This window comes from Streptomyces sp. TRD_SC_5 (assembly GCF_056836825.1).
The window spans coordinates 4,895,764-4,910,018 of record NZ_JBWZZS010000001.1 but is presented as its reverse complement, the minus strand read 5'-3'; the positions used below and the strand labels follow the sequence as shown (position 1 = coordinate 4,910,018).

General features: G+C 72.3%; 10 protein-coding genes. 1 reads left to right on the top strand and 9 read right to left on the bottom strand.

Annotated elements, in window-relative coordinates; translation table 11 throughout:
• Positions 1-9: 9 nt before the first annotated feature.
• From AC1P0E_RS22685 to AC1P0E_RS22665, 5 genes are all read right to left on the bottom strand, one after another.
• Complete coding sequence (locus AC1P0E_RS22685; RefSeq protein WP_482743973.1) at positions 10-240, bottom strand: hypothetical protein; 231 nt, start codon at positions 238-240, stop codon at positions 10-12.
• A 120-nt stretch (positions 241-360) separates the two neighbouring features.
• Positions 361-684 (bottom strand): hypothetical protein, encoded by a 324-nt coding sequence (locus AC1P0E_RS22680; RefSeq protein WP_482743972.1) that lies wholly within the window; start codon positions 682-684, stop codon positions 361-363.
• Positions 681-1,067 carry a WhiB family transcriptional regulator gene (locus AC1P0E_RS22675; protein WP_482743971.1) on the bottom strand — a complete coding sequence of 129 codons (387 nt, stop codon included), beginning with the start codon at positions 1,065-1,067 and terminating at the stop codon, positions 681-683. Before AC1P0E_RS22675 ends, AC1P0E_RS22680 begins: the two co-directional genes overlap by 4 nt.
• Before the next feature lie 158 nt (positions 1,068-1,225).
• Positions 1,226-1,525: a hypothetical protein gene (locus AC1P0E_RS22670; RefSeq protein ID WP_482745863.1), complete on the bottom strand. Its 300-nt coding sequence runs from the start codon at positions 1,523-1,525 to the stop codon at positions 1,226-1,228.
• A gap of 184 nt (positions 1,526-1,709) precedes the next feature.
• Entirely contained in the window at positions 1,710-3,851 is a 2,142-nt protein-coding gene (locus AC1P0E_RS22665; RefSeq protein ID WP_482745862.1) for an ATP-dependent DNA helicase UvrD2, read from the bottom strand.
• Positions 3,852-4,084: 233 nt separating this feature from the next.
• Between AC1P0E_RS22665 and AC1P0E_RS22660 the strand changes: the two genes are divergently transcribed.
• A complete protein-coding gene (locus AC1P0E_RS22660; RefSeq protein WP_482743970.1) occupies positions 4,085-4,339 on the top strand; it encodes a mycoredoxin in 255 nt (84 codons plus the stop codon).
• Positions 4,340-4,416: 77 nt separating this feature from the next.
• On the opposite strand, the gene nudC is transcribed toward AC1P0E_RS22660, so the two are convergent.
• From nudC to AC1P0E_RS22640, 4 genes are read right to left on the bottom strand one after another with little or no spacing between them, the layout of a single operon-like run.
• Entirely contained in the window at positions 4,417-5,388 is a 972-nt protein-coding gene (gene nudC, locus AC1P0E_RS22655; protein ID WP_482743969.1) for an NAD(+) diphosphatase, read from the bottom strand.
• Between the two features lie 44 nt (positions 5,389-5,432).
• A complete protein-coding gene (locus tag AC1P0E_RS22650) occupies positions 5,433-6,833 on the bottom strand; it encodes a dipeptidase (protein WP_482743968.1) in 1,401 nt (466 codons plus the stop codon).
• Positions 6,834-6,843: 10 nt separating this feature from the next.
• On the bottom strand, positions 6,844-10,722 hold the full coding sequence (locus AC1P0E_RS22645; protein ID WP_482743967.1) for a UvrD-helicase domain-containing protein: 3,879 nt from the start codon (positions 10,720-10,722) through the stop codon (positions 6,844-6,846).
• A gap of 51 nt (positions 10,723-10,773) precedes the next feature.
• Complete coding sequence (locus tag AC1P0E_RS22640; RefSeq protein WP_482745861.1) at positions 10,774-14,223, bottom strand: ATP-dependent helicase; 3,450 nt, start codon at positions 14,221-14,223, stop codon at positions 10,774-10,776.
• Between the last annotated feature and the right edge of the window lie 32 nt (positions 14,224-14,255).

The following is a 14,255-nucleotide window of genomic DNA, read 5'->3' as shown; positions in this document are numbered from 1 at the left end:
CGGGTCCGGTCACCACCAGGGGGAGTCGAGCCGGCCCTCGATCGCTCTGAGGTTGGCGCGCGCGCAGTCGTCACAGAAGTAGTGGCGGCGGCCGTTCTCCACGGAGCAGGTCCAGGTCGGTGGTGTGCTCTCGGAGGGCTTGCCGCAGCGGGAGCACACGATGGTCTCGCCCTCACCCGGCCCGGTGGGGTCGGGAGCCTGCTCAGGGGGCCGGGGATCCTCCCCGGGAGAACTCAGCACTCAGTGACGATATCCCCGAAGAGGGGCGGCGGCCGGCACAACGCACCGCGGGGGCCGGTCGGTTAGGACCGGCCCCCGCGGAGGGCTTCCATCTGCTATGGCCTGCTGGGTGCCTGCCTGTTACTGCATGACCGCCATGGCCAGAGCGCGGCGGGCGCGCAGTGAGACGCGCTCGGCGCGGCGCTGCATCCGCCGGGCGGCGACCACGCGCAGGGCCTGGTGTTCCGCCTCGGCTTCCCGCATGCGTTCTTGCATATGGGCACGGGCCAGGGCTTCTGGGATGAGTTGCATCTCGCGGTTCCTGTTCTGACGCGAGTCGTTCGCGCCGGTGATCGTCACGTCATGGGTAGCGGAGCCGAAGGGCTCGCTGGGGGAAGAGGTCATTGGTGCCTGCTTCTTGGGATCGTGCGTATGGGGTCGGTCGATGGTTCCGGTGACGTTCATGCCGCGACCGGGTTCTTGCGCGGGCGACCACGCGGCCGCTTGCGGGCGACGACGACACCCTGGACGAAGAGCTCGCCACCCCAGACACCCCAGGGCTCACGGCGCTCCTTGGCGCCGGCGAGGCAGGCCTCGACCAGCGGGCAGGTGCGGCAGAGCGACTTGGCGTACTCGACATCGGCCGGGGACTCGGCGAAGAAGACCTCCGGGTCGTACGAACGGCAGGGGACGGGCACGCCGAGGTTCTCGATGGCGTCGTCGAGCGCGGTGAGCGCGGTGAGCGCGGTGAGCGCGGTGAGGGGAGTCAAGGCGGGGTCCTCCGTGAGACCGGGCGGGGTGATCGTTTGGGAAGGCGGTACGGACGGGGCGTGCGTTTCGAGTTGCACGGTGGTTGTTTCCTCGTCGAGTCGTTCCGGCCGGTCGGCCGGGTGGCGGTTGCTGTCCCGAGGCCCCTCCGCTCTGTTTCTCCCGTTCGGGCAAAACAGAAGGGCCGCGGATCCCTGGTGGGGTTCCGCGGCCCTGGAGGCGCCTGCCTGATCCTGGATCAGGCTGGATCACTCCAGGGTTCGAGCCCACGGAAGGCCCACATCGTGTGGTGCTGCGTCGTCTGCTTCTTGAATCCGGCACCGGCTGCCGCAAAGGCATAGGCCTTCGCCTGTGCCGCTGCTACTGCTGCTTCCGGTGCCTTGGTCGGTCGCTCATTGCGCGCCAGAACCAGGACGGGGAGGCTCGCGAGAGACGCCGGGCGGACGGCGGGAATGCCGGACACACCGGTGCCACGGAGCGAGGAGCCGAGCGGGCAGGGGGCGACGACCGAGCGATCGGTCATTTTGGTGAAGTTCATGAAGCTGGTCACTGGGCTCGCCTCCTCTCGGCGTCTCGGGGACCTGGTGGCACGGGTGCCGGTCCCTACGTATTCGGATAAGTACAGCACGGATTCAGGGCTTCAGAGAAGTCGCTGTTCCCGTGGTTAAGAACCTATGGGGATCCCTGGGGCATGCGCAAACTATTTTTTCGACGAGTTTGAATCAGTCCTCCTCGTCGGCCCCTCCAAGGTCCTGACCTGCGCAGAGAGCCAGCACATCGGCTCCGAAACGCTCCAGCTTGCGCGCGCCGACCCCAGAGATGACGGCCAGCTCTCCCGCCTCGCCCGGCGCCGCCTCGGCGATCGCCATCAGCGTCTTGTCGGTGAAGACGCAGTACGCGGGCTGGCTCAGCCGCTCCGCCTGGCCGGCCCGCCAGTCGCGCAGCCGTTCGTACAGCGCCTCGTCCATGTCGGAGGGGCAGTCCTCGCAGCGCATCAGTTTCACCTCACCTGCGTCGGTGAGCGTCTTTCCGCACACCCGGCACAGGGCGGAGCTGCGACGCCGGCGCTTGGCCGCGCCGCCGGTACCGCTGACGCCGCCACCGCCGCGCACCGCGCCCCCGCTGCCGCCCGTGCCACGGCTGCCGGGGGCCGAGGAGCCGGGGCGCAGCCCGTTCAGGAAGCGGCTCGGGCGACGGGAGGCCCGGCCGCCCGGGGAGCGGGACAGTGCCCAGGACAGGCCCAGATGGAGGCGGGCGCGCGTGACGCCGACGTACAGCAGGCGCCGCTCCTCCTCGACCTGCTCGTCGGTCTTGGCGTACGTGATCGGCATCATGCCCTCGGTGAGACCGACCAGGAACACGGCGTCCCACTCCAGCCCCTTCGCCGAGTGCAATGAGGCGAGGGTGACGCCCTGGACGGTGGGCGCGTGCTGGGCGGCCGCGCGCTCGTCGAGCTCGGCCACGAGGTCGGAGAGCGTAGCGGCGGGTTTGGTCTTCGTGAAGTCCTCGGCGAGACGGACCAGCGCGGCCAGGGACTCCCACTGGTCGCGTACGGCGCCGGAGCCGGCCGGGGGCTGCGTGGTCCAGCCGTTGCCGCTGAGGACGGCGCGAGTCTGGGAGGGCAGGTCGACGACGTCGTCGAGCAGTGAGTCGTTGTTGCCGAACCTGGCGGCGCCGCGCAGACCGTTGATGGCCTTGCGCACCTCCTGGCGTTCGAAGAAGCGCTCGGCGCCGCGCAGCTGGTACGGCACTCCCGCGTCGGCCAGTGCCTGTTCGTAGACCTCCGACTGCGCGTTGATCCGGTACAGCACGGCGATCTCGCCGGCCGGAACGCCGGCGGCGATGAGGTCACGGATGCGGCGGGCGGTGCCCTCGGCCTCGGCGGGCTCGTCCGCGTACTCCGTGTAGACCGGCTCGGGGCCCGGCTCCCGCTGGGACACCAGCTCCAGGCGGTGCTCGGCGGCGCGGCCGCGCGCCTGGCTCAGCAGGCCGTTGGCCAGGTGGACGACCTGCGGCGTCGAGCGGTAGTCGCGGACCAGTTTCACGACGGTCGCGTCCGGGTGCTTGGTGCGGAAGTTCAGCAGGTGGTCGGGGGTGGCGCCGGTGAAGGAGTAGATCGTCTGGCTGGCGTCGCCGACGACGCACAGATTCGGCCGGTCGCCCAGCCACAGTTCGAGCAGCCGCTGCTGGAGCGGGCTGACGTCCTGGTACTCGTCCACCACGAAGTGCTGGTACTGGCTGCGCACATGATCGGCGATGTCGTGGCGGTCCTGGAGGATGCCGACGGTGAGCAGCAGCACATCCTCGAAGTCGATCATGGCGCGGTCGCGCTTGAGCTGCTCGTACATCGCGTAGATCTGGGAGATCTCCGCCGCGTCCCGCGGGACGTCGCGGCCCGACTTGGCGGCCGCGGCGGGGTAGTCGCCGGGGACGGTCTGCGTGACCTTCGCCCACTCGATCTCGCCCGTCACGTCGCGCAGCTCGTTGCGGTCGAGGCGGACGCGGCAGCGCGCGGCAGCCTCGGCGACCAGCTGGATCTTGCGCTCGATGAGCCGGGGCAGGTCGCCACCGACTGCTTTCGGCCAGAAGTACTGGAGCTGGCGGAGCGCGGCGGAGTGGAAGGTCCGCGCCTGGACGCCCCCCGCGCCGAGCTGGCGGAGCCGCCCGCGCATCTCTCCGGCGGCGCGGTTGGTGAAGGTGACGGCCAGCACACTGGCGGGCTGCAGGATCCCGGCGCGCACGCCGTACGCGATGCGGTGCGTGATGGCCCGCGTCTTGCCGGTGCCGGCTCCGGCCAGCACGCACACCGGACCGTGCAGGGCCGTCGCGACCTCGCGCTGCTCGGGGTCGAGCCCTTCGAGCACCGCGTCCGCCGAGTCCGGGACGTCGGGGGCCTGCGGGAAAAGGGAGGAGTGCGTTGCTGCTGTCACCCCGCCATGCTGCCAGGTCGGGGGAGGTGGATGGTTCGCTTGTCCACAGGGCCTGGGCACCGGTCGTACTAATGCGGGAATGGTGGTGGGGTCCCGTACGTTCGACTCACTGGAATTTCGACGCACTGGGGACACGGACCCCGGCGAACCAGAGGAGCGCATACGACATGCAGGGCACAGTGACGATGTACAGCACCACGTGGTGCGGCTACTGCCGTCGGCTCAAGAGCCAGATGGACCGTGAGGGCATCGCGTACACCGAGATCAACATCGAGCTGGACCCCGAGTCGGCGGCCTTCGTCGAGAAGGCGAATGGCGGAAACCAGACGGTCCCGACCGTCCTCGTGGTTCCCGCCGCTGGTGAGCAGTCGGTCATGACAAACCCGAGCCTCGCGCAGGTCAAGCAGGCGCTGGCCGTCTGAGGCACGGCCTGAGTGCCGGACGCATACGGAAGGGCCCCACGCTGCGGCGTGGGGCCCTTCCGTATGGATGTGACGCGTTACGGGTTCAGCGGCTTCGGCAGCGGCTTGCCGTACCAGATCTCCACCAGGCGGGCCGCGATCGAGATGCCGGACGGGGGCAGGATCTCGCCGGACTCGATCGCGCCGCGCAGGTCGTCCCTGGAGAACCAGCGGGCCTCCTCGATCTCCTCGCCGTCCACGTTGATCTCCGACGACGTGGCGCGCGCCATGAAGCCCAGCATCAGGCTGGACGGGAACGGCCAGGGCTGGCTGGCGACGTACTCGACACGGCCGACGGTGACGCCCGCCTCCTCGAAGACCTCGCGGGCCACCGACTCCTCGATCGTCTCGCCAGGCTCCACGAAGCCGGCGAGCGTCGAGAAGCGGCCTTCCGGCCAGTGGACCTGGCGGCCCAGGAGCGCCCGGTCCTCCTCGTCCGTGACCAGCATGATCACGGCGGGGTCGGTGCGCGGGTAGTGCTCGGCGCCGCAGGCCTGGCAGCGGCGGATGTGCCCCGCCGCCGCGATGACGGTGCGCTCGCCGCAGCGCGAACAGAATCGGTGCAGTCGCTGCCAGTTCTCCAGAGCCACCGCGTGGACCATCAGGCCCGCGTCGCGCGGGCCGAGCAGCAGCCCGGCCTCGCGCAGGCCGGCGGGGCGTGCCGACTGGTCCATGCGGCCCGGCAGAGAGTCCTTCTGGAGAGCGAAGTAGCTGACGCCCTCCTCGTCCGTACCGAGGAAATAGCGGTGCGTCTCGGTGACCGGGGCCTCGAAGGCCGGGGTCATGACGAGTTCGGTGCGCCCGTCGGCGTTGTCTGCGGGCTCGTCGATCAGGGCCTGTCCGCCGGAGACCACGAAGACGCGGGTCGTCGGGTGGCTCCACGCCGCGGCCAGCCAGGCCTCGTCGAGGCGGTGGTGCGCGGCGCGGTCGATGCCGCTCGGGGCCGTGAACCCGATCGGCAGCCCGGCGGCCGCCGCGGTCAGGCCCGTGTGGTCGGTCGAGGTGCTCACAGGTGCTTCCAACTCCCCCTGGTGGATTCGGGCGATGTTCAGGTTCAGGAGGCGCGCCAGTGCGCCGCGAGGTCGCCCCACAGGTACGCGGTGGTTTCGACGCCCTTGAGGAGCAGGTCGAGCTCGACCTTCTCGTTGGGTGCGTGCCAGCCGTCGGACGGTACGGAGATGCCCAGGAAGAGCACGGGTGCACCGAGTACGTCCTGGAGGTCCGCCGCGGGTCCCGAGCCGCCCTCGCGGGTGAAGCGGATCTGCCGGCCGAAGGCGCGGGCCATCGACCGTACGACGGACTGGAGTGCGGGGTGCTCCAGCGGCGTCAGGCACGGGCGCGTGGCGGCGCCGAAGGTGATCTCGTGGCGGATGCCGGCCGGGACGCGGGATGCGATCCAGTCGCGTACGGACTGCTCGATCTTGTCCGGCTCCTGGCCCGCGACCAGGCGGAACGACAGTTTCAGGTGGGCGCGGGACGGGACGATCGTCTTGCCGCCGGGGCCCTGGTAACCGCCGCCGATGCCGTTGACCTCGGCGGTCGGGCGGGCCCAGACGCGCTCCAGGGTGGTGTGGCCCGCCTCGCCGAGAGTGGCTCGGGACTTGGCCGTACGGAGCCATTCGGCCTCGTCGAAGGGGAGCTCGGCGAAGAGCTCGCGCTCGCGGTCCGTGAGTTCGATGATCCCGTCGTAGAAGCCGGGGATCGTGATGCGCTCGTTCTCGTCGTGGAGGGCCGCGACGAGGCGGGCGGCGACGGTGGCCGGGTTGGGGACGGCGCCGCCGAAGGATCCCGAGTGGATGTCCTGGTCGGGCCCGTACAGCTCGATCTCGCAGTCGGCCACGCCGCGCATGCCGGTGCAGACGGTCGGGGTGTCCTCGGACCACATGCCGGTGTCGGAGACGATCACCGCGTCGGCGGCGAGGCGCTGGGCGTGCTCCTCGACCAGGGTGCGGAAGTGCGGGGAGCCGGACTCCTCCTCGCCCTCGATGAGGAGCTTGAGGTTCACGGCAGGGGTGGTGCGGCCGGTGGCGGCCAGGTGGGCGCGTACGCCGAGGGTGTGGAAGAAGACCTGGCCCTTGTCGTCGGCCGCCCCGCGCGCGTAGAGCCTGCCGTCGATGATCTCCGGCTCGAAGGGGCCGGTATGCCAGCCGTCCTCGCGGGCGGCCGGCTGCACGTCGTGGTGTCCGTACACAAGGACGGTGGGGGCCTGGGGGTCACGGCTCGGCCACTCGGCGAAGACCGCCGGGGCGCCTGCGGTGGGCCAGATCTCGGTGACCGGGAAGCCGGTCTCCTGGAGCTTCGCGGACAGCCATTCGGCGCTGCGCCGCACGTCTGCGGCGTGGTCCGGCTGCGCCGACACGGACGGGATGCGCAGCCAGTCGGCGAGGTCGCCGAGGAAGGCCGCGCGGTGCGTGTCGATGTACGTACGGACGACGCTGTCCGGGGTGTCGCTCATGCTCCCGAGCCTATCCGGCCGCCGGACCGGGCTCGTCCAGCAGGATCCGTTCGAGCTCGGCACGGCCAGGCAGTGTCGCGGGGCGTGCGATTTCTCCGGTGCGGACGTAGAGGAACGCGGCCCCCACGGACTCGAGGGGCAGGCCGTACTGCTCGGCCCAGGCGAGGCGGTAGACAGCCAGCTGGAGGGGGTCGGCGGCGCGCGTGCGGCTCGTCTTCCAGTCGACGATCTCGTACGCGCCGCTCTCCTCGTCGCGGTACACGGCGTCTATACGGCCCCGGATCACGCGGCCCGCGAGGGTGAGGTGGAAGGGCGCCTCGACGCGGTACGGGGTGCGGCGGGCGTACGGGCTGCGCTCGAACGCCTCCTTGAGGGCCGCCAGGTCGCGCTCGTCCGCGATCTCGGCCTCGGTCTCGTCGCCGCCGGGCAGTTCGTCGGGGCCGAGCATGGGCAGCGGCAGCTCCTCGAAACGCGACTCCACCCAGGCGTGGAACCGGGTGCCCCGGCGGGCGGCGGGCTGGGGCGGGCGTGGCATGGGGCGGGCGAGCTCGTGCGCGAAGCCGTCGGGGTCGGCGGCGAGCCGCAGGAGCTGCGAGGCGGTGAGGGAGAGCGGTACGGGAACGTCCCGGGTGGTGGCGCGGGCACGGCGGAGCTCCCCGGCGAGGGCGTCGAGGTCCCGGTCCCAGGAGGCGACGGCTCGGGCCTCTTCGGGGGTGAGGGGGGCGTTCCCCTGACCCGCCCCTTCCCGGAACTGGGGAGCAGACTCCCCAGGCCCCCCAGGCCCCCCGGGCCCCCCGGTGATCGCCCGCTCGCCCGCCGGGCGCCGCCCGCCGAGAGCCCCGGCGGACTCCGTCGCCGGGTCCGCCGGGTGGCGGCGTGCGGGCACGGTGTCGTGGGCGGGCGCGGTCAGGTCATGCTCCCGGGCGCCGGGCGCTTCGGCGTCGCGCACGTGGGAGTGCGCGTCCAAGTCCGAGTGCGTCCGAGCTGCGGGGACGACGCGGGGTGGCAGGGCGGGCCCGCCGGCCGAGTCCGCCGGGTCCTGCGCATCGCCGTAGAACACGTCGGCAGCACCGTCGATGTCATCCTCGGCGCGAGGCGCGGTGCTGGTCTCGCCCTCCGCAGAGCCTCGGGCGGACGCCGCCGCGGGGCGCTCCGTGAGAAACGTGTCCCAGTCCGCCATTTCGGGGCCGTCATCGTCGTAAAACGCGTCAGCAAGGCCATCGACATCGCCCTCCGCGCGGGTCGCGGCGTCCGTCGCACTGCCGGTCCCGACTGTCGTGGGGGCTTGGCCCGGGGTCGCCGCAAGGGGCTCAGTGAGGAGGGTGTCCCAGTCCTCCGGGGCGGGGGCGAAGTCCCCGTCGGTGTCGGCGGCAGTCTCCGTCGGGCGCGAAGCCAGGGCCGCCAAGTGGGCCATGACCGTCTCCGCCGCACGGCGGCGGCGGGCCATGGACGTCGGATCCAGTGGCAGCGGCCATACCCGGTCGGCCGAAGACTCGTGCAGGGACGGGTTCTCCTCGTCCTCCGCCGGCTCGTCCGCCCACGCCTCGATTTCGCCGAATCCGGCCGCGCAGTGGTCGTACAGCGCCCGTAGGAAGCCGGAGGGACCGCGCGGTTTCTTCTGGGTCGGGCCCCACCAGTGGCCCGAGCCGAGCAGCAGAGAGCGCGGGCGCGTGAACGTGACGTACCCGAGGCGCAGTTCCTCCGTGTGCTGGTGGGCCTTCATCTCGTCCTTGAAGGCCTTGATCCCCTTGGCATCCCAGACGCCCACGTCCGGGAGCGTCTTCGCGTCGCCGCGCAGCGCGTGCGGCAGGACCTTGGCCTGGGAGGTCCACGAGTCGCGGGACTGCTCGCTCGGGAAGTGGCCCGTGACCAGGCCCGGCGCCGCCACGACATCCCATTCCAGGCCCTTGGACTTGTGTGCGGTGAGGACCTTGACGCTGTTTTCGCCGCCGGGCAGGGCGTTGTCCAGACCCTTCTCGTACTGGGCGGCCGTACGCAGGAAGGCGAGGAAGGCCAGCAGGTTCGCCTCGCCGTCCAGCGCCGCGAACCCCGCCGCCGTGTCCAGGAAGTTGCTCAGCGTCTCGCGCCGGCGCGCGGCCAGGGCGTGCGGTGAGGCGGACAGCTCCACCTCCAGGCCTGTGGTGGCCAGCACTCTGTGGAGTACGTCCATGAGCGGGTCCGCGAGCGAGCGCCGCAAGTCACGCAGCTCGGCCGCGAGGCGCGCGAAGCGGACCCGGGCGTCCGCCGAGAAGGGCAGGCCGTCGTCCGTACCTCCGCCGGATTCCAGGAAGGTGTCGAGCGCGTCAGCGAGGGAGATGACCTCCGCCGGGTCCACGCCCTCGACGGCCTCGGCCAGCCTGCCGTCGGGGTCGGCGTCCGCGTCGGCCCCCGGCGCGCGGTGGACCAGCAGGCGCGCGCGACGCCCGAGCAGCGCCAGGTCGCGCGGGCCGATGCGCCAGCGCGGGCCCGTGAGGATGCGTACGAGCGAGGCGTTGGCACCCGGGTCCTGGAGCACCTCGCAGACCGCGACGAGGTCGGCGACCTCGGGGAGGTGCAGCAGCCCGGAGAGGCCGACGACCTCGACCGGTACGTCGCGGGCCACCAGAGCGCCCTGGATCTCGGCGAAGTCGCCCGCCGTACGGCACAGGACGGCGATCTCGCCGGGCTCCTTGCCCGTGCGGACGAGGTGGGCTATCGAGTCGGCCAGCCACGCGATCTCCTCCGCGTGGGTGGGCAGGAGCGCGCAGCGGACGATGCCGTCGCGCTCCGCGCCCGGGGCCGGGCGCAGGGCCTCCACGCCCTCGTGCATCGCACGGAGAGGGACGGCGAGGCCGTTGGCGAGGTCGAGGAGGCGGCCGCCGCTGCGGCGGTTCTCGCTGAGCGAGAAGCGGTCGGCGGGGCGCCCGTCGGCGTACGGGAAGTGGGTGGGGAAGTCGTCGAGGTTGGCGACGGACGCGCCGCGCCAGCCGTAGATCGCCTGGCAGGGGTCGCCGACCGCCGTCACCGCGTGCCCGGTGCCGCCGCCGAACAGGCCGGAGAGGAGCAGGCGCTGTGCGACCGATGTGTCCTGGTACTCGTCGAGCAGGACCACCCGGAACTCTTCGCGCAGGATCCGGCCGGCCTCCTCGCTGGTGAGCGCGAGCTCGGCGGAGAGCGCGATCTGGTCACCGAAGTCGAGGAGGTCGCGGCTGCGCTTGGCCTCGCGGTAGCGAGTGGTGAGCTCGAGCAGTTCGAGGCGGGCGCCGGCGGCTTCGGGGACCTTGCGCAGGTCGGCGTTGGAGAGTTTGACGGACGCGAGGGTGTTCAGGAGCTCGGTGTCGTACGTCGCGAGGCGGGCCGGTTTCACCAGGTGCTCGGCAAGCTCCGCGTCCAGCGCGAGCAGGTCGCTGACCAGGGACGGGAAGGATTTGGTGAGCGCCGGGTACGGGCCGGGCGCCTCCCTCAGCACGCGCGCGGCGAGCTGGTAGCGGGTGGCGTCGGCGAGGAGGCGGGCGGTCGGTTCGAGGCCGATGCGCAGACCGTGCTCGGCGAGGAGCTGCCCGGCGAAGGCGTGGTACGTCGAGATCCTGGGCTCGCCGGGAGGGTTGTCGGGGTCGATGACGTCGGGGTCGGTCACCCCGGCGCGGATCAGCGCCTTGCGGACGCGCTCGGCGAGTTCACCGGCCGCCTTGTTGGTGAAGGTGAGGCCGAGCACCTGCTGGGGGGCGACCTGCCCGGTGCCGACCAGCCACACCACGCGCGCGGCCATGACCGTCGTCTTGCCCGAACCGGCTCCGGCCACGATGACCTGCGGGGCAGGCGGTGCGGTGATGCACGCCATCTGCTCCGTGGTGAACGGGATGCCGAGGAGCTCTTTGAGCTGCTCGGGGTCGGTGATTCGAGCTGACACCCCACAGAGGCTATCGGGCCCCACTGACAACCACGGTTGGTGAAGCTTCCGCTACTCGACGATGTGGCGGCCCTCCGGCTGTGCGCTGCACGCGGCGCGGAACGCGCAGTGCGTGCAGTGCTGGCCGGTCGCCGGGCTGAAGCGTTCGTCGAGTACGCGGCCGGCGGCGGTGGCGAGCAGGTCGCCGACCCACTCCCCCGCGAGCGGCTCCTGCGCCTGGATCTTGGGAAGTGCCTCCCCGCCGTCCTTCTTGGCGGCCGCCTGCCGCAGCTGTACGAGTTCGGCGCCGCCGGGTTCGGGGCGCGTTCCGCCGAACGCCTCGTCCACCGCGCCTTCCCGTACGGCGAGCTGGTAGACCGCGAGCTGGGGGTGGTGGGCGACCTCGTCGCGCGTGGGGGTCGCTTTGCCGGTCTTGAAGTCGACGACGTACGCCCGTCCCTCGGCGTCCGTCTCGACGCGGTCCATGGAACCGCGGATGCGCACCTCGTACTCGCCGCCCGCTTCCAGGGTGACGTCGAAGGCGTGCTCGGTCGCGACCGGGGTGCGGTCGCCGCGGTCCATGACGTGCCACTTGAGGAAGCGTTCGAGCGCCACGCGCGCGTGGCCCTTCTCCTGCGTGGACTTCCAGGGGGCGTCGAAGGCCAGGGCGTTCCAGACGGAGTCGAGGCGTTCCATGAGTACGGCGAGATCGGCGGGCGTACGGCCGGACGCGACCTCGTCGGCGAGGACGTGCACGACGTTGCCGAAGCCCTGGGCGGCGGTCGCGGGTGCGTCCGCCTTTACCTCGCGTCCCAGGAACCACTGGAGGGAGCACGTGTTCGCGAGCTGGTCCAGTGCGCTTCCCGATAGCGCCACGGGCTGTTCGCGGTCGCGCAAAGGGATGCTGCTGTGCGTCGGGTCGTACAGACCCCACCAGCGGTACGGGTGCGCGGAAGGGACCAGCGGCTGGCCGTCCTCGTCCGCGAGCGCGGCAAGGCGGGCCAGCCTGCGGGCGGCGGCGTCGCGCAGGGCGGGGGTCGCGGCCGGGTCGACGGTGGTGGCGCGCAGTTCGGCCACCAGAGCCGCTACGGCGAGCGGGCGGCGGGGGCGGCCTGTGACGTCCTTGGGTTCGACGCCGAGTTCGGTGAGGAAGCGGGAGGGCTGGTCGCCGTCGTCGGCGGGGGCCTTGACGGCGGTGACGACGAGGCGCTCGCGGGCGCGGGTCGCGGCGACGTAGAAGAGCCGCCGTTCCTCGGCGAGGAGGGCGCCGGGGGTGAGCGGCTCGGCGAGGCCGTCGCGGCCGATCCGGTCCGCTTCGAGGAGCGAGCCGCGACGGCGCAGGTCCGGCCACAGGCCTTCCTGTACGCCCGCGACGACGACCAGGCGCCACTCCAGGCCCTTTGACCGGTGTGCGGTCATCAGGCGTACGGCGTCGGGGCGTACGGCGCGCTTGCTGAGGGTGTCGGCGGCGATGTCCTGGGCGTCCAGCTCTTCCAGGAAGTTCAGGGCGCCGCGGCCGCCGGAGCGTTCCTCGGCGCGGGCCGCGGTGTCGAAGAGCGCGCACACGGCGTCGAGGTCGCGGTCGGCGTTGCGGCCGGCCGCGCCGCCGCGCAGGGCGGCGCGTTCGAGGCGCCCCGGCCAGGGGGTGCCGTTCCACAGCTCCCACAAGGCCTCTTCGGCGGTGCCGCCGGATTCCAGGAGCGTACGGGCCTTTCGCAGGAGCGCTCCGAGGCGCTGGGCGCCACGGGCGTACCCCGGGTCGTGTGCCGCCAGGCGCTCGGGTTCGGCGAGCGCGCGGGCGAGCAGTTCGTCGGAGGGCGGCGGGAGCCGGTTCCCGGCGGCGCGCTCATCGTCGCGCAGCGCGCGGCCGAGCCGGCGCAGGTCGGCGGTGTCCATACCGGCGAGCGGCGAGGCGAGCAGTTCGGCGGCGACCTCGGTGCCGAGCCAGGTGGTGGCGGGTGAGGCGGAGCTTTCCTGGCCCTCGCCGGGGCCGGCGCTCGCGCCTTCGGGCTGCGTGACGCCATGAGGGCCGTCAGTGGGCGCTGCCGGCCCGTCCGGCGCGTCGGCTTCGCGGCGGCCGGCGGGCGCGGCCAAACCGTCGGGGGAGTCGGCTTCGCGGCCGTCTGGAGGTGCCGCCCGCGCGTGCTCTCGGGTGTCGGCTTCGCTGTGGCCGGCGGCCTTGTCCGGCGCCTGGGTGAGTGCCGCCTCTGCCACCGCTCGCAGGGCCGCCAGCAGCGGGGTCACCGCCGGCTCGTGGCGCAGGGCGAGGTCGTCGCCGTCGATCTCCAGGGGGACGCCCGCGGAGGTCAGGGCGCGGCGTACGGCGGGGATGCTGCGGCCGCCGGCTCGGACCAGTACCGCCATCTCGTTCCACGGCACGCCCTCCTCCAGGTGGGCGCGGCGCAGGATGTCCGCGATGTTGTCCAGCTCGGTGCCCGCCGTCGGGTACGTGAAGGCCTCCGCGCGGCCCCCTTCGCGTACGGTGGCCAGGTCGCGGTGCGCCCGTACCTTCTCGGCCGGCAGGCGCGTCAGCGGCATCCGGCGGGTGAGCAGACGGGTGGCCGCCAGGAGGCCTGCTCCCGAGCGGCGGGAGGTCGTCAGGACCTCCACCGGTGAAGGGCTGCCGTCCGTTCCGCGGAACGTGTCCGGGAAGTCGAGGATGCCGCCGACGTCCGCTCCACGGAACGCGTAGATCGACTGGTCCGGGTCGCCGAAGGCCACCAGGGTGCGGCCCGACCCGGCCAGCGCCCGCAGCAGACGGACCTGCGCCGGATCCGTGTCCTGGTACTCGTCGACGAAGACCGCGTCGTACCGCGCGCTGAGCCGGCCCGTGAGTTCCGCCTGCTCGGCGAGCAGCACCGCGCGGTGGACCAGTTCGGCGTAGTCCAGGACACCCTGCATGTCGAGTACGTCGAGATACTCGGCCAGGAAGGCCGCCGCGGCCTTCCAGTCGGGCCGCCCGGTGCGCGCCGCGAAGGCTCCGAGGGAGTCGGGGCCGAGCCCCAGCTCCCGGCTGCGCGCCAGCACCGCGCGGACCTCGTCGGCGAAGCCGCGCGTCGTGAGGCAGGCGCGCAGTTCGTCCGGCCAGTGAATGGGAGAGGGCCGGCCGTCCCGCTCCAGCTCGACGTGGCCCGCCAGCAGGTCACGTACCGCGACGTCCTGTTCGGGGCCGGACAGCAGCCGCAGCGGTTCGCTGAACAGGTCGCTGTCCTGATGGGCGCGGACCAGGGCGTAGCAGAAGGAGTGGAACGTGGTCGCCTGCGGCCCGTACGCGCCACCGAGCCGCAGCGCCATCCGGTCGCGCAGCTCCACCGCCGCCTTGCGGCTGAAAGTGAGCACCAGGATGCGCTCCGGGTCGGCTCCCTTGGCGACACGCGCGGCGACCGCCTCCACCAGAGTCGTCGTCTTGCCGGTGCCCGGTCCCGCGAGGACCAGCAGCGGCCCGCCCGCATGGTCAACCACCGCACGCTGCCGTGCGTCCAGAAGAGGAGGGTCCACCGGGCCCGGCCGGGTGCGTACCAGTCGGTACGCACCCACAGTCCGCTGCCGCGCCT